This is a genomic window from Streptomyces sp. NPDC048659 (genome assembly GCF_040650575.1).
Classification (GTDB): domain Bacteria; phylum Actinomycetota; class Actinomycetes; order Streptomycetales; family Streptomycetaceae; genus Streptomyces.
On sequence record NZ_JBEZHM010000062.1, the window covers coordinates 1 to 19,169 of the forward strand.

The window sequence follows — 19,169 nt, forward strand, 5'->3', positions numbered from 1 at the left end:
GAGCCGGCCCCCGAAGCCCGTACGGCCGTCGCCGACGTCACCGTCTCCCGTGACGCGCTGTCGGTGACGCCCGACCAGGGCTTCCTCGCCGACTCGTCGACGGCATCGTGACCCGAAGTGTCCTCCCGCCTCACCCCTCGGCATTCCGGCGCGGGAGCGTGAACGAGTGATCCCGTCTTGCTCGCCTTGGCGTTCTTGCCGCGCTTCTCGCGGACGCGCACCGAGATGTGGATCGGGGTGCCCTCGAAGCCGAACTCCTCGCGCAGCCGGCGCTCGACGAAGCGGCGGTAGCCGGCCTCCAGGAAGCCGGAGGCGAAGAGCACGAAGCGCGGCGGCTTGGTGCCGGCCTGGGTGCCGAAGAGGATACGGGGCTGCTTGCCGCCGCGGATCGGGTGCGGGTGGGCCGCGACGATCTCGCCGAGGAAGGCGTTCAGCCGGCCGGTGGGGACGCGGGTCTCCCAGCCGGCGATGGCGGTCTCGATGGCCGGGACCAGCTTGTCCATGTGGCGGCCGGTCTTGGCGGAGACGTTGACCCGGGGCGCCCAGGAGACCTGCTGCATCTCGGTCTCGATCTCGCGCTCCAGGTAGTAGCGCCGCTCCTCGTCGAGCTCGTCCCACTTGTTGTAGGCGATGACGATGGCGCGGCCCGACTCGACCGCCATCGTGATGATGCGCTGGTCCTGGACGGAGATGTGGTCGGTGGTGTCGATGAGGATGACGGCCACCTCGGCCTTCTCGACGGCGGCGGCCGTGCGCAGGGAGGCGTAGTAGTCCGCGCCCTCCTGGAGGTGCACCTTCTTGCGGATGCCGGCCGTGTCGACGAACTTCCAGGTCTTGCCGCCGAGCACGATCAGCTCGTCGACCGGGTCGCGGGTGGTGCCCGCGAGCTCGTTGACGACCACGCGGTCCTCGTTGGCGACCTTGTTGAGCAGGGAGGACTTGCCGACGTTCGGGCGCCCGATCAGGGCGATCCGGCGCGGGCCGCCGATGGCGTTGCCGAAGCGCTGCTCGGGGGCCTCGGGCAGGGCCTCCAGGACGGCGTCCAGGAGGTCGCCGGTGCCGCGGCCGTGCAGCGAGGAGACCGGGTACGGCTCGCCGAGGCCGAGGGACCACAGGGCGGTGGCGTCGGCCTCGCCGGACTGGCCGTCGACCTTGTTGGCGGCGAGGACGACCGGCTTGCCGGAGCGGCGCAGCAGCTTGACGACGGCCTCGTCGGTGTCGGTGGCGCCGACGGTGGCGTCCACGACGAAGAGGCAGGCGTCGGACGCCTCGATGGCGTACTCCGCCTGGGCGGCGACGGAGGCGTCGATGCCGAGGACGTCCTGCTCCCAGCCGCCGGTGTCGACGACCTTGAAGCGGCGGCCGGCCCACTCGGCCTCGTAGGTGACGCGGTCGCGGGTGACGCCCGGCTTGTCCTCGACGACGGCCTCGCGGCGGCCGATGATCCGGTTCACCAGGGTCGACTTGCCGACATTGGGACGGCCGACGACGGCGAGGACGGGGAGCGGGCCGTGCCCGGCCTCCTCGATCGCGCCCTCGACGTCCTCGACGTCGAAGCCCTCTTCCGCGGCGAGCTCCATGAACTCCGCGTACTCGGCGTCGCCAAGTGCCCCGTGGTCGTGCTGGTCGTTCATGAAGTCCGTTCCTTGATCATTCGTGGTCGGTGGGTCCCCGGGCGGCGGGGCCCACTACTCAGAGTGTCGCTCAGCGCCCGGTGAGGCGCCTGGCGTTTTTCAGGTGGTCGGTGAGGCGCTCCTGGATCCGGAAGGTCGCCTCGTCCAATGCCTTGCGGGTGCGCCGGCCGCTTCCGTCGCCCGCCTCGAAGGCGTCGCCGAAGACGACGTCCACCCGGCTGCGCAGCCGGGGCAGCGCCTTGACCAGCCGGCCGGGCCGGTCGGTGCTGCCGAGGACGGCGACCGGGACGATCGGGGCGCCGCCGCGGACGGCGAAGTAGGCGAGCCCGGAGCGCAGCGACGCGAAGTCGCCCTCGCCTCGGGTGCCCTCGGGGAAGATCCCGAGGACGCCGCCCTGCTCCAGGACAGCGAGCGCGTTGCCGATGGCGGCGCGGTCCGTGCTGTCCCGGTCGACCTTGAGCTGGCCGATGCCTTCCAGGAAGGCGCCCAGCGGCCCGACGAACGCCTCCTTCTTGATGAGGAAGTGCACGGGGCGCGGGGCGGTGCCCATGAGCATGGGGCCGTCGAGGTTGTGCGCGTGGTTGACGGCGAGGATGACGGGACCGGAGGCCGGTACCCGCCAGGCGCCGAGGACGCGCGGCTTCCAGAAGCCGTACATCAGCCCGATGCCGATGCCCCGGCCGACGGCGGCGCCCTTCCCGGAGGGCTGGGTCACTTGGCGGCCGTCCGCTTCTCGTCCACCAGGGTGACGACGCACTCGATGACCTGGTCGAGGGTGAGCTCGGTGGTGTCGACCTCGACGGCGTCGCCGGCCTTGGCGAGCGGGGAGGTCTTGCGGCTGGAGTCGGCCGCGTCCCGCTTGATCAGGGCTTCCCTGGTGGCGTGCACGTCGGCGCCCTTGACCTCGCCGGAGCGGCGGGCGGCGCGGGCCTCCGGGGAGGCAGTGAGGAAGATCTTGAGGTCGGCGTCGGGCAGCACGGTGGTGCCGATGTCCCGGCCCTCGACGACGATGCCCCGCTCGGCGCCCTTGGCGATGGACCGCTGGAGCTCCGTGATCAGGGCGCGCACCTCGGGGACGGCGCTGACCGCGCTGACCTTGGAGGTGACCTCCTCGGTGCGGATCGGTCCGGCCGCGTCGACGCCGTCGACGGTGATGGTGGGCCGGGCCGGGTCGGTGCCGGAGACGATGACGGGCTTGGCGGCGGCGTTGGCGACGGCCTCGGCGTCGTGGACGTCGACGCCGTTGCTGATCATCCACCACGTGATGGCCCGGTACTGGGCGCCGGTGTCGAGGTAGCTCAGCCCCAGCTTGGCGGCCACCGCCTTCGAGGTGCTCGACTTGCCCGTGCCGGAGGGGCCGTCGATGGCGACGATCACGGTTTCCACGGTGGGGAACGCCTTCCTGGGTGAGCGGGAGGCCCCGGCGGACGTGCGGGGACCCCCACAAGGTTACCGAGTCCCCCGCCCCCGTTCGGCCCAGCGGTCCCCGGAGCCCGCGCCGGGGCCCCGGGGACCCGGGCTCTCAGCCGGTCCGCAGCGCCCAGCCCCGCTCGCGCAGCGCCTCCGCCAGGGCGGGGGCGGCCGAGGGATCGACCATGAGCTGGACCAGGCCCGCCTGCTGGCCGGTGGCGTGCTCGATGCGTACGTCCTCGACGTTGACACCGGCGCGGCCGGCGTCGGCGAAGATCCGGGCCAGCTCGCCGGGCTGGTCGCTGATGAGCACGACGACCGTCTCGTACGCGGTGGGGGCGGCGCCGTGCTTGCCGGGGACGCGGGAGCGGCCGGCGTTGCCGCGGCGCAGCACGTCCTCGACACCGGAGGCCCCGGCCCGGCGCTTCGCGTCGTCGCCGGACTCCAGGGCGCGCAGCGCCCGTACCGTCTCGTCCAGGTCGGCCGCCACGCCCGCGAGGACGTCGGCGACGGGGCCCGGGTTGGCGGACAGGATCTCGACCCACATGCGCGGGTCGGAGGCGGCGATCCGGGTGACGTCGCGGATGCCCTGGCCGCAGAGGCGCACGGCGGTCTCGTCGGCCTGCTCCAGGCGCGCGGCGACCATCGAGGACACCAGCTGCGGGGTGTGCGAGACGAGGGCGACGGCCCGGTCGTGGGCGTCGGCGTCCATGACGACGGGCACGGCCCGGCAGAGCGCGACGAGCTCCAGGGCGAGGTTGAGGACCTCGGTGTCGGTGTCCCGGCCCGGGGTGAGCACCCAGGGGCGGCCCTCGAAGAGGTCGGCGGTGGCGGCGAGCGGCCCGGAGCGCTCCTTGCCGGACATCGGGTGCGTCCCTATGTAGGCGGTGAGGTCGAGGCCGAGCTCCTCCAGCTCCCGCTTGGGCCCGCCCTTGACGCTGGCCACGTCGATGTAGCCGCGGCCGAGCCCGGCGCGCATGGCCCCGGCGAGGGTGCCGGCGGTGTGCGCGGGGGGTACGGCGACGACGACGAGGTCCACCGGGCCCTCGGGGGCCTCGTCCGTGCCGGCGCCGAGCGCGGCGGCGGTGCTGGCGCGGGAGGGGTCGTGGTCGCGCAGGTGGACGCGGATGCCCCGGCCGGCGAGGGCGAGCGCCGCCGAGGTGCCGATCAGGCCGGTTCCGATGACGAGCGCGGTTCTCACGGGGCGATGTCCTTGCGCAGGGTGGCCGCGGCGCCGAGGCGGGCGTGCGCGGTCCGGGACGTGGGCGGCGCCGGCTCGGCGTGCGCGGGGAGCCGGCCGGCCCGGGGCAGCGCGCCCTCGGTGCCGAGCTCCCGGGCGCGGCTCAGGGGGACGTCCACGATGCCGTCACCCCTTCTCGCCTTCTCGCCTGTGCCGGTGCTCCGGCCAGCCTAGTCAGCCGTCCGGAGCACCGTCGCGGCGCGCCCGTCCTTCGAGACGGTTCAGAGGTTCTGCTGCCGGATCAGGTCCTCCAGGGAGGTGCCCGCCTGGGGCAGGTCGCCGCCGGGGGTCAGCTTGTCGACGGCCTGGGGCAGCGCCCGGGCGAGCTGGTCGGCGGCCTCCTGGGGGCTCACCCCGGCCTGCTCGGCGGCCTGCCGCAGGGCGTCGTCGGGGAGGGCCTCGGCGATCTGGGCGCCGCTGACGGCCTTGTTGTCGCCGGTGCCGATCCAGGACTGGGCCTGGTCGGCGAGGCCGGACTTGGTCAGCATGTCGAGGAGCCCGCCGAGCGGGTTGGAGCTCCCGCTGCTGCCGCTCTGGCCGCCGCCGAGCGCGGAGAGCAGGGCGCCGAGGAGGTTGCCCGCGCCGCCGCCGGAGCCGCCCTGGCCGCCGGAGCCGCCGCCGAGGAGGCCGCCGAGGAGACTGCCGAGATCGTTTCCCGCCATGGGGGGTGCCTTTCGTTCGAGTCGTTCGAGGAGGGCCCGAGGGGAACACGCCCAATCTCGCCCGTACCGGTGCGTTCCGCCACTCGGGGTAGCGGTCCGGCGCGGGGTGCGGCGGGGGCGGGCGGGGTACAACTGTCGGATGCTGCTGCACGTCGTACCGCTGGACGCATGGTCCGCCGATCCCTCGCTCCCCTACGCCCCGCCCTCCCTCGCGGCCGAGGGCTTCGTCCACTGCTCCCCGGACGAGCCGGCCGCCCTGGCCGTCGCCGACGCCCACTACCGGGACGTGGCCGGCCCGCTCCTGGTGCTGGTGATCGACCCGGCCCGGCTCTCCGGCGAGGTCCGCTGGGAGGGCTCGGAGGACCGGCTCTTCCCGCATGTGTACGGGCCGGTCGAGCGGGCGGCGGTGACGGGCGTCCTGGAGGTGCGGCGGGACGCCGACGGCCGTGCGAGGGAGCTGACGCCCTGGGCGTAGGCGTGTCGCCGCGCGGGCGGGCGTCGCCCCGCCACCCTGGCCGTATGACTGCCGACTCCCTCCCCCGCCGTTCCGCGCTGCTGGCCGGCGGCGCCGTCCTGGCCTCCGTCTCCGCCGTCTCCGGCTGCGGAGGGGGCTCGGGCGGCGGGGACGGCGGTACGGGCGGCACCGGCGGCACGTCCTCGGCGGGGCCGCTCGCCCGGACCGCGGACATCCCGGTCGGCGGCGGCACCGTCTTCAAGGACGCGCAGATCGTGGTCACCCAGCCGTCGGCCGGTGTGTTCAAGGCGTTCTCGGCGGTCTGCACCCATCAGGGCTGCCTGGTCGACCGGGTCGCCGACGGCACCATCGACTGCCCCTGCCACGGCTCGAAGTACCGCGTCGCCGACGGCACGGTGGCGGCCGGGCCGGCGCCCCGCCCGCTGCCCGAGGAGCCGATTAATGTGTCGGCGGGCGCCATCACGCTGGCCTAGCCTGGCGCGCATGACTCCCCCGGCTGCCTTGGCCCCCCTCACCCCCGAAGAACTGGTCCGCGACCACACGGTCTACTCGTGTGTCATGGGGTCGCGCGCGTTCGGTCTGGCGACCGAGGACAGCGACGTCGACCGGCGGGGCGTCTATCTCGCCCCGACCCCGCTCTTCTGGCGCTTCGAGAAGCCGCCGGCCCATGTGGACGGCCCGGCCGAGGAGCAGTTCAGCTGGGAGCTGGAACGGTTCTGCGAGCTCGCGCTGCGCAGCAACCCCAACGTCCTGGAGTGCCTCCACTCCCCGATCGTCGAGCACGTGGACACAGTCGGCCGCGAACTCCTCGACCTGCGCGGCGCCTTCCTGTCCCGCACGGCGCACACCTCCTTCGTGCGGTACGCGCAGGGCCAGGGCCGCAAGCTGGAGGCGGACGTGCGCCAGTACGGCGCCCCGCGCTGGAAGCACGCCATGCACCTGCTGCGCCTGCTGACGAGCTGCCGCGACCTGCTGCGCAGCGGCGAACTCCGGATCGACGTGGGCGAGGCGGAGCGTGAGCGGCTGCTGGCGGTGAAGCGGGGCGAGGTGCCCTGGGCGGAGGTCGAGCGCCGGATGGCCCGGCTCGGCGACGAGGCCGACCGCGCCCTCGCCGGCAGCCCGCTGCCGGCCGCCCCGGACCGGGCCCGCGTCGAGGACTTCCTGACCCGGGCCCGCGCCTCGGCGCTCTGAGCCTGCCCTAGACGGCGTCCCAGAGCGCCCCGAAGGCCAGCAGCTCGTCGCGGTGCTCGATCGGCGCGACCCAGTCGGCGGGCCAGGCGTCCGCGCCGAGGTGGGCGCCCGCGAAGGCGCCCGCGAGGCAGGCGATCGAGTCGGAGTCGCCCCGGGTGCAGGCGGCCCGGCGCAGCGCGGTGAGCGGCTCGTCGGGGAAGAGCAGGAAGCAGAGCAGGCCGGTGGCCAGGGCCTCCTCCGCGATCCAGCCGTCGCCGGTGTACGCGCAGGGGTCGAGCTCCGGGTCGGCGGTGCGCTGGACGGCGTCGAGCCGTTCGAGCACGGCGAGGCACTCGTCCCAGCCGCGCCGCGCGAAGTGGGCGGCGTCGGGGTCCTGCGAGCGGGTCCACAGGTCGCCGAGCCAGCGCTCGTCGTAGCGGTCCCGGCTCTCGTACGCGTAGGAGCGCAGCTGCCCGACGAGCCCGGCCGGGTCGGCCCCCTCCGCGAGCAGCCACACGGCGCGGGCGGTCAGGTCGGAGGCGGCCAGCGCGGTGGGGTGCCCGTGGGTGAGCGCCGACTGAAGCTGGGCGGCGCCGGACCGCTGCGCGTCGGTCAGGCCGGGCAGCAGGCCGAGCGGGGCGACCCGCATGTTGGCGCCGCAGCCCTTGGAGTGGATCTGGCTGGCGTCCTGCCAGGGGCGGTCGGTCATGAGGAAGGCGCAGGCGTTCAGACAGGTGCGGCCGGGCGCCCGGTTGTTGTCCGGCGAGCGGTACCAGCCGACGAACTCCTCGCGGAGCAGGTCGGCGAGGCGCTCAGGACCGGCCACCCCGCGCTCCTCGCCCGCGCGCAGGGCCCGGGCCAGGGCGAGGGTCATCTGGGTGTCGTCGGTGATCTTCGCGTCCTCGGGGAGCGCCAGCTCCCGCCAGGGGCCGTACCACCTGAGGATCATGGGGACGTCGCTGAACTCCGTACGGCGGCCCAGCGCGTCCCCCAGCGCCAGCCCCAGCATCGTCCCGGTCGCGGCCTTCTTCGTCGTGCGGGTCACGCGGATCGTCCTTCCGGTCGCAGCAGCGGCGGGTGCAGCGCGGTGGCCTCGCCCGCCCGGTAGAGAGCGGCCGGTTTCCCCCGTCCGCCGGTGCGGCGCGGTGGTGCCTCGACGGGCCGGACGAAGCCGGGGGTGGCGAGGACCTTGCGCCGGAAGTTGGGGCGGTCGAGCGGGACGCCCCAGACCGTCTCGTACACCTCCCGCAGCTCGCCGAGGGTGAACTCGGGCGGGCAGAAGGCGGTGGCGAGGCAGGTGTACTCCAGCTTGGCGCCGACGCGCTCGCGGGCGTCGGCGAGGATCCGGTCGTGGTCGAAGGCGAGCCCTCGGGCCGACTCGTACGGCAGCCAGCGGGCCTGGGCCGCGTCCCCGCCGCCGCGCGGCTCGGGCAGGTCGGGCACGAGCGCGGCGAAGGCGACGGAGACCACCCGCATCCGGGGGTCGCGGTCCGGGTCGCTGTAGGTGCGCAGCTGCTCCAGGTGGAGCCGGGCGGCGGTGGTGCCGGACAGGCCGGTCTCCTCGGCGAGTTCGCGGCGGGCGGCGAGCTCGGCCGACTCGTCGGGCCGCACGAAGCCGCCGGGTAGCGCCCAGCTCCCGGCGTAGGGCTCCTGGCCGCGCTCGACGAGCAGGACGTGCAGCCGGCCGCCCCGGACGGTGAGCACGGCGAGGTCGGCGGTGAGGGCGAAGGGCTCGAAGGCGCGGGGGTCGTAGCCGTCCAGGGCCGGGTGGGCCGTGGTCACCGGCGCTCCAGGGGCGCGGCGAGCAGGGCGTCCACGGCCGCGACGGCGGCGGCGAGGCGCTCCTCGTGGGGGCCGGTGAGGACGGCGGTGGGGCGGCCGGTGCGGGTGAGCTGGGTGAGCAGCCGGGCGGTGGCCCAGTCCCGCAGCCGGGCGGCGGCCCCGGGGTCGACGGGTCCGGCGGGGCCGGCGGGGCCGAAGGAGCCAGAGGGGCCGTCGGTGCCGGCAGCACCGAAGTGGCCAGAGAGGCCGTCGGGTCCGACGGGGTCAAAGGGGCCAGAGGTGCCGACGGGGCCGGGCGGGCCCACCGGCGCCGCGACGCCCCGGTGGTCGGTGAGCAGCCACAGGTGGTGGCGGGCGCGGGCGGCGATCTCGCCGGTGTCGGCGCTGCGGGTGCCCAGGTGGGTCTCGTGCCGGATGGTGACGGTGAAGGCGTCGGTGTCGCAGAAGAGGACCGGGGAGCCGTCCCGGGCCCGCTCCTCCTCGCGCTCGGCCTGGCCCAGCGCGATGAGCGGGAAGTCGCCGGAGCGCAGCGGGGCGCCGTCGCGGGCGGCGCGGTACTCCGGCGCGTACTCGGGGACGTACCGGGTGCGGGCCCAGACGCCGCCGCGCGCGCGGTAGTGGGCGGTGAGGGCGCGGACCAGGGTGGTGGTGCCGGTGTGGCCGGCGCCGAGGACGACCACGCGGCGGGTGAGCGCCGCGCGGACGGGCGCCTCCAGGAGATCCCAGTGGGCGGCGGGGTCGCCCAGCACGTCCTCGGCGGGGCGGCCGGGGGTGAAGACGGCGTCGACGGGCTCGCGGACGGCGCGCAGCGGGTCCTCGACGGTGGTGCCGGTGACGAGGGCCTCGGGGTGGATCTCGCGCATCCAGGCGACCCGCTCGGCCAGCGGCAGCGGGTCGTCGGGGCAGCCGCGGACGAGGACGGTGAGCCGCTCGCAGCGCTCGTGGGCGGTGCGGACGAGCCGGTGGTGGGCGGCGTGCGGCGGGCAGAACGCGCCGAGGACCAGGCCGTGCCCGTAACGCTTCATGCGGTCGCCTCCCACCCCGTACCGTATAAAAGTCACCCTGACTATAAACCCGCGACGATTCGCACACAAGGACGAAATTCGAGTGCGAGGGCGAAGCGGCGGGCGGGCGGGACGCACGGAGGCCCGTGACCGCGGTGCGGTCACGGGCCTCCCGGGGTCCCCGGAGGAGGGCCGGTCCTAGAGACCGACCTCCTTCATCAGCATCCCGACCTCGGTGTTGCTCAGCCGGCGCAGCCAGCCCGACTTCTGGTCGCCCAGGCCGATCGGGCCGAAGGCGGTGCGGACCAGCTTCTCGACCGGGAAGCCGGCCTCGGCCAGCATCCGGCGCACGATGTGCTTGCGGCCCTCGTGGAGCACGACCTCGACCAGGTAGTTCTTGCCGGTCTGCTCGACGACCCGGAAGTGGTCGGCGCGGGCGTAGCCGTCCTCCAGCTCGATGCCGTCCTTCAGCCGCTTGCCGACCTCGCGGGGCAGCGGGCCGGTGATGGCGGCCAGGTAGGTCTTCTTCACGCCGTACTTGGGGTGGGTCAGACGGTGGGCCAGTTCGCCGTGGTTGGTGAGCAGGATGATGCCCTCGGTCTCGGTGTCGAGCCGGCCGACGTGGAAGAGCCGCGTCTCACGGTTGGTGACGTAGTCGCCGAGGCACTGGCGGCCGTCCGGGTCCTCCATGGTGGAGACGACACCGGCCGGCTTGTTCAGCGCGAAGAACTGGTACGACTGGGTCGCCACCGTCAGGCCGTCGACGCGGATCTCGTCGTTGTCCGACACGCGCAGGCCCTGCTCCAGCACGATCTCGCCGTTGACCTCGACGCGCGCCTGCTCGATCAGCTCCTCGCACGCGCGGCGCGAGCCGTAGCCCGCGCGGGCGAGCACCTTCTGCAGCCGCTCGCCCTCCTGCTCGGCGCCGGGGAAGGTCTTCGGGGTCTTGATCTCGGGCTTGCCCGCGTACCGCTCGCGGTTGCGCTCCTCCGCGCGGGTCTCGTACTCGCGCGACCGCGCGGGGGCGGTGCGCCCGCCGCCGCGGTTCGGGGACTGCTTGGGGCCGCCCTTCGCGCCACCGCGCGCGGCGTCGCCGCGCCCGCGGCGCTGGCCGTCGGAGGGACGCCCGGCGAGGCCGTCGACGTCGTAGCTCCGCTCCTCGGGACGGGGGCGGCGCGGGCTCACCGAGCGCTTCTGGCCGTCGCGGCCGCCGCCGCCACCGGAGCCGCCGCTGCCGGAGCCACCCCGGTAGCCGCCACCGCCGCCGGAGCCGCCGGAGCCACCTCGGTAGCCACCGCCACCGCCGGAGCCACCGGAGCCGCCCCGGTAGCCGCCGCCACCGCTGCTGCCGCCGCGGCTGCCGCTGTTGCCACCACGGCTCCCGCCGTTGTTTCCGCTGCTGTTCCTGCCGCTGCTTCGCATCAGTCTTCCGTAGTCTCGTCTGTCTCGTCTGCGTCGGGATCGAACGACGGCACGCCCTCCAGGGAGTCCGGCTCCACCGCTTCCGCCTCGGGGAGGAAGGGCGCGAGCTCCGGGAGTTCGTCCAGGCCGCGCAGGCCCATCCGCTCCAGGAAGTAGTTCGTCGTCCTGTACAGGATCGCACCTGTTTCGGGTTCCGTGCCCGCCTCCTCCACCAGACCGCGCTGGAGCAGGGTGCGCATGACGCCGTCGCAGTTCACGCCGCGGACCGCGGAGACCCTCGAACGGCTGACCGGCTGGCGGTACGCGACGACCGCCAGGGTCTCCAGGGCCGCCTGGGTGAGCCGGGCCTGCTGCCCGTCCAGGACGAACGCCTCGACTGCGGGCGCGTAGGCGGCGCGGGTGTAGAAACGCCAGCCGCCGGCGACGACCCGGAGCTCGAAACCGCGGTCCTGGGCCGTGTACTCGTCGGCGAGCTCGCGCAGGGCCTGGGCGACCTCGCGCGGGGCGCGGTCGAGCACCTTGGCCAGGTGGGCCTCGGTGGCGGGCTCGTCGACGACCATGAGGACGGCTTCGAGCGCGGGCTTGAGGGCGAGCTCGCTCATCGGGCGGCCTCCTGGTGCGCGGGGTCGGGGCGGGCTTCCTGGTCGAACTCGTCGGTGACGGCCCCGGCGGGGTCCGTCCCGCCGCCCGTCCAGGAGACGGTGAGGTCGCCGAGGGCGGTCTCCTGGTCGAGGGCGACGGCCTTCTCGCGGTAGAGCTCCAGGAGGGCGAGGAAACGCGCGACGACGGTGAGCGTGTCCTCGGCGCCCGCGACCAGCTCCCGGAAGCTCAGCACCCCGCGCTCGCGCAGCAGGGCGACGACGACGCCCGCCTGCTCGCGGACGCTGACGAGCGGCGCGTGGATGTGGTCCACGTACACGGTGGGCTCGGCCTTCGGCCGCATGGCCTTGACCGCGAGGGCGGCGAAGCGCTCGGCGCCGATGGAGATGACGACCTCGGGCAGCAGCTCGGCGTGGTGCGGCTCCAGGCCGACGGTCCGGGGGTACCGGCGGCCCTCGCCCTCCCAGCGCCCGGCGAGGATCTCGGCGATCTTCTTGTACGCGCGGTACTGCAGCAGCCGCGCGAAGAGCAGGTCCCGCGCCTCCAGGAGGGCGAGGTCGGCCTCGTCCTCCACCTCGGCGGCGGGCAGCAGCCGGGCGGCCTTGAGGTCGAGCAGCGTGGCGGCGACGACCAGGAACTCGGTGGTCTGGTCGAGGTCCCAGTCGGGCCCCATGGCCCGGATGTGCGCCATGAACTCGTCGGTGACCTTGGAGAGCGCGACCTCGGTGACGTCGAGGCGGTGCCTGGCGATGAGCTGGAGCAGCAGGTCGAACGGCCCCTCGAAGTTGTCGAGCCGCACGGTGAACCGCCCGTCACCGGGCGAGGGCTCGGGGGCGTCCGGGGCGGCCTCGGGCGGGACGGCGGGGGCGGGCTCGGCCGCCTCAGGGTGTACGGGAGCGTGCACGGCCCCCTCGCGCCGGACGGGAGTGTCCGGCGCTGCCGCGGGCCCTTCGGCGGCGGCGTCTTCGGCCGCCTCGGGCGGGACGGAGGCGCGCTGGGCACCCTCGGGCCGTACGGGAGCAGCCTCGGCCCCCTCGGGCCGTACAAGAGCGTCCAGGGCTGCCACAGGCCCCGCGACGGCGTCATCGGCCCCCTCGGACCGTACGAGCTCCTCCACGGCCTCCGCCGCGTCCTCGGCCCCTACGGGCGCCCCAAGGGCCTCCCCGGCGCCCTCCGGGCCCGCGTACGGCTCCTCCGGGCCCGCCTGCGGCTCCTGGGGGCCCTCCTGCGGCTCCCCCGGGCCCCGCGGCTCGTCCGGCTCGTCCGGCTCCCCCGGTGGCGGCCACGCGGCCCGGTCGGGCGGGGTTGGCGGGGTGGCAGGGGGCCGGGTGCCCGGGCCGTGGCCCAGGAGGCGGCGGTGGTGGGGTGGGCGGGACGTTTCGTCAGGGGGGCGGGGCATCGGGGGTCCTGGTGGAACGGGGGTGCGGGAGCCCGCAGGCTACCGTCAGCGGCCCCGCAGGCGGCGGACGAGGATGCTCGCGTCGCCGCGGGACTCCAGGTCCGCCAGGACCACCGCGACCGCCTCGCGGACGATCCGGCCGCGGTCGACCGCCAGGCCGTGCTCGCCGCGCAGCACCAGGCGCGCGTGCTCCAGGTCCATCAGCTCCTCGGCGGAGACGTAGACCGTGATCTTCTCGTCGTGGCGCTCGCGCCCACTGGGCCGCCGGTTGGCGGCGCGCGCCCGCCGGCGGGCGGCTGCCTGCGCGGCGGCCGGCCCCTTCGCCGGAGCGGAGGCCGCGGCCTCCGGCTCCGCCCCGCGGGCGCGCGGCTCGGCGGCCTCGGAGTCCGCGGCGGCGTGCTCCGACCCACCCGCGCCACCCTCTGAGGCCGCCGTGTCACTCTCGCCCGCCGGTGCCGGCACGGCCCGGCGCGGCGTGGACGCCTGGAGCGCCATCCCGCCGGTCGTACGGAACAGTTCGTCGGCGCCGGGCAGACTCACTCGGCGTGACACCGGGCGAGCACCTCCCTGGCGAGCTGACGGTAGGCGGCGGCACCCACGGAGTTGGAGGCGTACGTGGTGATGGGCTCACCGGCGACCGTGGTCTCCGGGAAGCGCACGGTCCGGCCGATCACCGTGTGGTACACGTGGTCGTCGAACGCCTCGACCACGCGCGCCAGCACCTCGCGCGAGTGCACCGTCCGCGAGTCGTACATCGTGGCGAGGATGCCGTCGAGCTCCAGGTCCGGGTTGAGCCGCTCCTGGACCTTCTCGATCGTCTCGGTCAGCAGGGCCACTCCGCGCAGCGCGAAGAACTCGCACTCCAGCGGGACGATGACCTTGTGAGCGGCCGTCAGGGCGTTCACGGTCAGCAGGCCGAGCGAGGGCTGACAGTCGATCACGATGTAGTCGTAGTCGTTCATCAGCGGCTTGAGCGCCCGCTGGAGCGTCGACTCGCGCGCGACCTCGGAGACCAGCTGCACCTCGGCGGCGGAGAGGTCGATGTTGCTCGGGAGCAGGTCCATGTTGGGGACCGCGGTCTTGAGCAGCACCTCGTCCGCCGACATGCCCCGCTCCATGAGCAGGTTGTAGACGGTGAGGTCGAGCTCCATCGGGTTCACGCCGAGGCCGACCGACAGGGCTCCCTGCGGGTCGAAGTCGACGAGCAGCACCCGCCGGCCGTACTCCGCGAGCGCGGCGCCCAGGTTGATGGTCGACGTGGTCTTGCCGACGCCGCCCTTCTGGTTGCACATCGCGATGATCTTCGCGGGACCGTGGTCGGTCAGCGGGCCCGGGATCGGGAAGTACGGCAGGGGCCGTCCGGTGGGGCCGATCCGCTCGCGGCGCTGGCGGGCAGCGTCGGGGGCGAGGGTGGCCGCGTACTCCGGGTCGGGCTCGTACTCGGCGTCGGGGTCGTAGAAGTGCCCCTCGGGCACCTCGTCAAAGGCGGCGAAGTGGGTGGACTCTCGGCCCATCTCGTTGCCGGCCGTGGCGTTCACGTGTAGGCCGTCCGTCATCTTCATCGTATGGGCTGGCGTCATGGGCTGGTGCGTCGCGAAGGTCCGCACCGCGACGGAGCCGATCGGGGCTCCTGGCTCCGCACCCCCGGGAGTAAATGTCGACTCATTCACAAGTCGTCTTACCTCCTTGGATGTGACCAGGAACATTTATCGATAGGTCAGCGTGGCACCATGCCGACGGTTGGCGACTCTATGGCGTGTCACCGCTCCGCAGCAACACAATCCGCCGGACCCGGCCCGATGTGTCGGCAACCGAACACCCCGCTGTCAAGGGTGCGCAGGCACGGAACCGTACGTTTCACGGGTGCGCGAAACGGTTAAAGAGTTACGTTCGAGGCGAGTTGACCGGCCGTCGGACGGTGGCCGGACGCACGACGGGCCGGACCTTGCTCGACAAGGTCCGGCCCGATGCGTGAGGTTGACGGAAGGCGTTGACCGACCGTTTCTCCTCTTGTCTGGAGCGACGGGAGGGTCAGCCCAGGAGGCTGCTCAGCTCGACGTGGTCGAGACCGTGGGCCTCGGCCACCTCCTTGTAGACGACCTTGCCGTCGTGGGTGTTGAGGCCCTTGGCGAGGGCGGCGTCACGGCGCAGCGCCTCGACCCAGCCGTTGTTCGCCAGCGACACGATGTAGGGCATCGTGGCGTTGGTGAGGGCGTAGGTGGAGGTGTTCGGAACCGCGCCCGGCATGTTGGCGACGCAGTAGAAGACCGAGTTGTGGACCTGGAAGGTCGGCTCGGCGTGGGTGGTCGGGTGGGAGTCCTCGAAGCAGCCGCCCTGGTCGATCGCGATGTCGACAAGGACACTTCCGGGCTTCATCTTGGCGACGAGCTCGTTGGTGACCAGCTTCGGGGCCTTGGCGCCCGGGATGAGGACGGCGCCGATGACGAGGTCGGCCTCGATGACGGCCTTCTCCAGCTCGAAGGCGTTGGAGACGATCGTCTTGACCTTCGTGCCGAAGATCTTGTCGGCCTCGCGCAGCTTGTTGATGTCGCGGTCGAGCAGGGTCACGTGGAAGCCCAGGCCGATGGCGATCTGCACGGCGTTCCAGCCGGAGACGCCGCCGCCGATGACCACGCACTCGCCGGGGTGGGTGCCGGGGACGCCGCCGGGGAGCACGCCGCGGCCGCCGACCGAGCGCATCAGGTGGTAGGCGCCGACCTGCGGGGCCAGCCGGCCCGCGACCTCGGACATCGGGGCGAGCAGCGGGAGCGCGCGGTTGGCGGTCTCCACCGTCTCGTAGGCGATGGCGGTGGTGCCGGACTCCAGGAGCGCGTCCGTGCACTCGCGGGAGGCGGCGAGGTGCAGGTAGGTGAAGAGGGTCTGGTCCTTGCGGAGGCGGTGGTACTCCTCCGCGATGGGCTCCTTGACCTTGAGCAGCAGGTCGGCGGTGGCCCAGACCTCGTCGGCGGTGGCGAGGATCTCGGCGCCGGCCGAGACGTACTCCTCGTCCGTGATCGAGGAGCCGACACCGGCGTTCTGCTCGACGAAGACCTGGTGGCCGTTGCGGACGAGCTCGTGGACACCGGCGGGGGTGATGGCCACGCGGAACTCGTTGTTCTTGACCTCGCGGGGGATGCCGACCTTCATCGTCGATCACGGTCCTTGAATCAGGGTGAATACGGGGGTGACTGTGGCGCTGGCGGCACCGGACGAAGCCCGGCATAGCCATACATACCCGGATGCACTGCGGCGCACCGGCACAGACCGCGACCGAACGCGGCTCACCCAGTCTAATGAAGGAGTTCCCGCTGTCTAGCCTTTCAAAGTACTAATCTTCGACAGAAGCACTACGGATTTCGTAGGCGGAAGCCTCGGTTCCCAGCAGTCTCTCCGCCGCCGACCTGTGCAATCGCGCCGCCGCCGGGTCGCCGAGCCGGTCCAGGGTGTCCGCCAGCCGGAGCTGGAGCGCCGCCTGGAGCCGTACGTCCCGGGCCCGCCGGGCCCACTCGACCGCCTCCTCGCAGGTGCGCAGGCACTCCTCGGGGCGCCCCGCGTACTCCTGGACCCGGGCCGCCTCGCTCAACGCCCGTGCGTAGCCCGGGAGATCGGCCAGCCTGCGGTAACCCGCCGCCGCCGCCCGCCAGCTGCGCAGCGCCTCGCCGTAGCGGCCCGCGTAGGTGTGCACCGCGCCGAGCCGGCCGTACAGCCGGGCCTGGTCGGTGCGCTCGTCCCGGGCCAGCCGCTGGGCCAGCGCCCTGCCGTACCAGTCGCCGGCCCGGTACCAGTCTCCCAGCTCCTGGTAGGCCCCGCCTACGGATTCCATCGCGCGACCCACCGCGTACGGATCATTTGCTTCTCTTCCGGCCTCCAATGCCGACCGATATCGCAGCAATGCGTCCTGAGTGCGTCCGGTGCGCGCGTCCAGGTCCGCCAGGTTCAGCAGCGCCGCGGCCCGCTCCCGGTGCAGCCCCCGCCGCTCGGCGACGTCCAGCACCAGCTTGTGCAGCCCGTAGAGGTCGGGGGCCGCCGCCTCGGCGCCCCGGTGCGCGGCGAGCGCCCGCACCAGGGCGGCGATCAGCCGGCGCGCCAGGGTGTCCAGCTCCCCGTCGGCGACGGCGAGGCGCGCGGCGGCGAGCAGCACCGGGCGGCGGCTCTCCAGCCAGGCGGCGGCGGTGGCCTCGTTCGGGAAGCGCAGCGCGCGGGGCAGCCCGGCCAGCCGGCGGCGGGCCGGGGAGCCCTCGGGTTCGGTGGTCGCCCGCCCCGACTGGAGGAGCCGTACGGTCCGCTCCAGCATCCGGGCCCGGGCGAGCTGCGTCTCGGCGGGCCGGTCGCACTCCTCTACCTGGGCCCGCAGCAGCGGGACGAGGTGCGCGGGCAGCTCGTACTGGCCGTCCCCGCCGGGGACCTCCCGGACGAGCCCGGTGGCGGCGAAGTCGGCGAGGGTGGTGGCCGCGGCGGAGACCGAGCAGCCGGCCAGCGCGGAGGCGGTGTGCGCGTCGGCCCGGCCGAGCGGGGCCAGGCAGAGGTGTCGCAGTATCCGCGCGGCGGGCGCCGGGAGCGAGGCGTGGACGAGGGTGAAGGCGCGGGTGACCGGGTCGCCGCTGAGCGCGCGCAGCCGTTTGCCGAGGTCGGCGACGGACGCCTTGGGCCGGGCGGCGAGCCAGCCGCCGGCCAGCACCAGGGCGCCGGGCAGCCCGCCGCACTCCTCGGCCAGGCTCTCGGCGGCCTGCGGGTCGACGGTGACCCGGACGGAGCCGGTGTAGGAGGTGAGCAGTTCGATGGCCGACTTGGCGTCGAGGCCGCCGAGGGTGCAGGGCCGCACGTCCGGGATGCCGGTGAGCGGGCCGCGGGCCACGCCGACGACGAGGCTGTCGGGGTTGTCCGGGAGCAGCGGGTCGACCTGCTCGGCGTCGACGGCGTCGTCGAGCAGGAGCAGCGCCCGGCGCCCGGCGAAGGCGGCGCGGACCAGGGAGCCGAGCTCGTCCTCGGCGGCGCCCGGGGGCTCGGCGACGCCGAGGGCGGCGAGCAGTTCCTGGGCGGCGCGGCCGGTGGGGACGGGGTCGCCGCCGGGTTCGGTGAGCCGGACCCGGAAGACCCCGTCGGGGTAGTCGGCGGCGAGCTGCGCGACGAGCTCCTCGGCGAGGGCGGTGCGCCCGGAGCCGGGCTTGCCCGCGATCAGCAGGACCCGGGCGCGCGGGGCCTTGCGGCCGGTGAGGGTGTCGAGGCCGGTGCGCTCGATGTCGGCGCGCAGGGCCTTCAGCTCCCGCTGGCGGCCGTGGAACCGCGGGGCGCCGGCCGCCCCCGGACCGCGTCCGGGGGAAGTCCCGCCCGGACCGCGTCCGGGGGGCGTCTCGCCCGGAGCCCGTCCGGGGGGAGTCCCGCCCAGGGCCCTTCCGGGAGGCGCCTCCCCCGGACCGCGTCCGGGGAGACCGTCCCCCGGACCGCGTCCAGGGGCACCCTCCATCAGCCCGCGTCCGGGGAGACCCTCCCCCGGACCCCGTCCGGGGAGACCCCCAACCGCCTGATCCGTCACGGGCCACGCTCCCGTCCACCTGCGCACGAGCCGATCCCGCGGGGGGCTCCGCACGGGCGCTCCCGAGCGTAGTTCAGCGCACGGGGCGGACCCGGCGGAGCGCGGCGGACGAATCCCCCGATCGGATCACTGGATTGTCTGACCGGCGGTACGGGGCCCCCCTCGGGGCCCCGCCGCGCGGGCCCTACGCCTCGAAGGGCCGGGCCGGCCAGGGCGCGTCCGCGGGGCGCAGGGCGTCCAGGCCGTCGCCGCCCAGCGCGGCCGTCAGCGAGAGGACGCCCACCACCAGGCAGTTGTTGTGCAGCTCGCCGGCGAGCACGCCGCGGACGAGCTCCGCGAGGGGCACCCGGGCCAGCTCCATGTCGGCCTCCTCGTCGGAGACCTCGTACCGCTCGCCCTCCGCCTCGGCGAGGTCCCGGGCGAGGAAGATCCGCACGGCCTCGTCGCAGCCGCCGGGGGTGGTGTAGACGTCGGTGAGGACCCGCCAGTCCTCGGCCTTGACGTGGGCCTCCTCGTACAGCTCGCGCTGGGCGGCGTGCAGCGGGTTCTCGCCGACCACGTCGAGCAGCCCGGCGGGGATCTCCCAGAGCTTCTGCCGCACCGGGTGGCGGTACTGCTTGAGCAGCAGGACCCGGTCCTGAGCGTCGAGGGCGAGGACCGCGACCGAACCGGGGTGCACCTGGTAGTCGCGGCGGGCCGTCGAGCCGTCCGGCATGACCACGTCGTCCGTGCGGACGCTCGTCTTGTTTCCCTTGAAGGGGGTGGTCGAGGCGACGACCCGCCACTCCTCCGGGGTGTCCTGCACCTGCATCGGCTGTCCTCCCACATGAACCGCTGG

The 19,169-nt window shown here is 74.3% G+C and carries 19 protein-coding genes and 1 pseudogene; 3 read left to right on the plus strand and 17 right to left on the minus strand.

The genetic code is table 11. From position 1 onward, the window contains the following. Nucleotides 1–194 precede the first annotated feature (194 nt). The 6 genes and pseudogenes from der to AB0C99_RS32950 form a co-directional block, all read right to left on the minus strand. Nucleotides 195–1,634, minus strand: a pseudogene (gene der, locus AB0C99_RS32925) (ribosome biogenesis GTPase Der); the annotation flags it as partial. A gap of 70 nt (nt 1,635–1,704) precedes the next feature. Next, complete coding sequence (locus AB0C99_RS32930) at nt 1,705–2,292, minus strand: lysophospholipid acyltransferase family protein (RefSeq protein ID WP_362483139.1); 588 nt, start codon at nt 2,290–2,292, stop codon at nt 1,705–1,707. 53 nt (nt 2,293–2,345) lie between these two features. Then, nucleotides 2,346–3,020, minus strand: coding sequence for a (d)CMP kinase (gene cmk / locus AB0C99_RS32935; protein ID WP_362483090.1), 675 nt, complete (start codon nt 3,018–3,020; stop codon nt 2,346–2,348). A 136-nt stretch (nt 3,021–3,156) separates the two neighbouring features. Then, nucleotides 3,157–4,245: a prephenate dehydrogenase gene (locus AB0C99_RS32940; RefSeq protein WP_362483092.1), complete on the minus strand. Its 1,089-nt coding sequence runs from the start codon at nt 4,243–4,245 to the stop codon at nt 3,157–3,159. Further along, nucleotides 4,242–4,403 carry a hypothetical protein gene (locus AB0C99_RS32945; protein ID WP_362483094.1) on the minus strand — a complete coding sequence of 54 codons (162 nt, stop codon included), beginning with the start codon at nt 4,401–4,403 and terminating at the stop codon, nt 4,242–4,244. Before AB0C99_RS32945 ends, AB0C99_RS32940 begins: the two co-directional genes overlap by 4 nt. Nucleotides 4,404–4,505: 102 nt before the next feature. Then, complete coding sequence (locus tag AB0C99_RS32950) at nt 4,506–4,946, minus strand: YidB family protein (protein ID WP_362483096.1); 441 nt, start codon at nt 4,944–4,946, stop codon at nt 4,506–4,508. Between the two features lie 139 nt (nt 4,947–5,085). Here AB0C99_RS32950 and AB0C99_RS32955 point away from each other — a divergent pair, with 139 nt between their 5' ends. The 3 genes from AB0C99_RS32955 to AB0C99_RS32965 are packed head-to-tail and all read left to right on the plus strand — an operon-like array spanning nt 5,086 to nt 6,612. Then, nucleotides 5,086–5,421 carry a DUF952 domain-containing protein gene (locus AB0C99_RS32955; protein WP_362483097.1) on the plus strand — a complete coding sequence of 112 codons (336 nt, stop codon included), beginning with the start codon at nt 5,086–5,088 and terminating at the stop codon, nt 5,419–5,421. Nucleotides 5,422–5,465: 44 nt separating this feature from the next. Continuing rightward, nucleotides 5,466–5,894: a Rieske (2Fe-2S) protein gene (locus AB0C99_RS32960; RefSeq protein WP_362483099.1), complete on the plus strand. Its 429-nt coding sequence runs from the start codon at nt 5,466–5,468 to the stop codon at nt 5,892–5,894. Nucleotides 5,895–5,904: 10 nt separating this feature from the next. Further along, nucleotides 5,905–6,612 carry a nucleotidyltransferase domain-containing protein gene (locus tag AB0C99_RS32965; protein WP_362483100.1) on the plus strand — a complete coding sequence of 236 codons (708 nt, stop codon included), beginning with the start codon at nt 5,905–5,907 and terminating at the stop codon, nt 6,610–6,612. 7 nt (nt 6,613–6,619) lie between these two features. Here the strand turns inward: AB0C99_RS32965 and AB0C99_RS32970 are convergent, their stop codons facing one another. The 11 genes from AB0C99_RS32970 to AB0C99_RS33020 form a co-directional block, all read right to left on the minus strand. Then, the gene (locus AB0C99_RS32970) at nt 6,620–7,600 is read right to left on the minus strand and encodes an ADP-ribosylglycohydrolase family protein (protein ID WP_362483141.1); all 981 of its coding nucleotides are present in this window, start codon (nt 7,598–7,600) and stop codon (nt 6,620–6,622) included. A gap of 32 nt (nt 7,601–7,632) precedes the next feature. Beyond that, the gene (locus AB0C99_RS32975) at nt 7,633–8,373 is read right to left on the minus strand and encodes an NUDIX domain-containing protein (RefSeq protein WP_362483101.1); all 741 of its coding nucleotides are present in this window, start codon (nt 8,371–8,373) and stop codon (nt 7,633–7,635) included. Continuing rightward, nucleotides 8,370–9,398 (minus strand): AAA family ATPase, encoded by a 1,029-nt coding sequence (locus tag AB0C99_RS32980; protein ID WP_362483103.1) that lies wholly within the window; start codon nt 9,396–9,398, stop codon nt 8,370–8,372. The genes AB0C99_RS32975 and AB0C99_RS32980 overlap by 4 nt, the downstream gene beginning before the upstream one ends. A 177-nt stretch (nt 9,399–9,575) precedes the next feature. After that, a complete protein-coding gene (locus AB0C99_RS32985; RefSeq protein WP_362483104.1) occupies nt 9,576–10,799 on the minus strand; it encodes a pseudouridine synthase in 1,224 nt (407 codons plus the stop codon). Continuing rightward, nucleotides 10,799–11,401 (minus strand): SMC-Scp complex subunit ScpB, encoded by a 603-nt coding sequence (gene scpB / locus AB0C99_RS32990; RefSeq protein WP_362483106.1) that lies wholly within the window; start codon nt 11,399–11,401, stop codon nt 10,799–10,801. The genes AB0C99_RS32985 and scpB overlap by 1 nt, the downstream gene beginning before the upstream one ends. Beyond that, on the minus strand, nt 11,398–12,798 hold the full coding sequence (locus AB0C99_RS32995; RefSeq protein WP_362483108.1) for a ScpA family protein: 1,401 nt from the start codon (nt 12,796–12,798) through the stop codon (nt 11,398–11,400). The genes scpB and AB0C99_RS32995 overlap by 4 nt, the downstream gene beginning before the upstream one ends. A gap of 45 nt (nt 12,799–12,843) precedes the next feature. Beyond that, entirely contained in the window at nt 12,844–13,338 is a 495-nt protein-coding gene (locus tag AB0C99_RS33000; RefSeq protein WP_362483143.1) for a hypothetical protein, read from the minus strand. Beyond that, entirely contained in the window at nt 13,335–14,360 is a 1,026-nt protein-coding gene (locus AB0C99_RS33005; RefSeq protein WP_046909525.1) for a ParA family protein, read from the minus strand. Before AB0C99_RS33005 ends, AB0C99_RS33000 begins: the two co-directional genes overlap by 4 nt. 469 nt (nt 14,361–14,829) lie before the next feature. Then, nucleotides 14,830–15,945: an alanine dehydrogenase gene (gene ald / locus AB0C99_RS33010; protein ID WP_362483110.1), complete on the minus strand. Its 1,116-nt coding sequence runs from the start codon at nt 15,943–15,945 to the stop codon at nt 14,830–14,832. A 181-nt stretch (nt 15,946–16,126) separates the two neighbouring features. Then, the gene (locus tag AB0C99_RS33015; RefSeq protein WP_362483111.1) at nt 16,127–18,262 is read right to left on the minus strand and encodes an AAA family ATPase; all 2,136 of its coding nucleotides are present in this window, start codon (nt 18,260–18,262) and stop codon (nt 16,127–16,129) included. Nucleotides 18,263–18,515: 253 nt separating this feature from the next. Then, entirely contained in the window at nt 18,516–19,142 is a 627-nt protein-coding gene (locus AB0C99_RS33020) for an NUDIX hydrolase (protein ID WP_362483113.1), read from the minus strand. Nucleotides 19,143–19,169 lie beyond the last annotated feature (27 nt).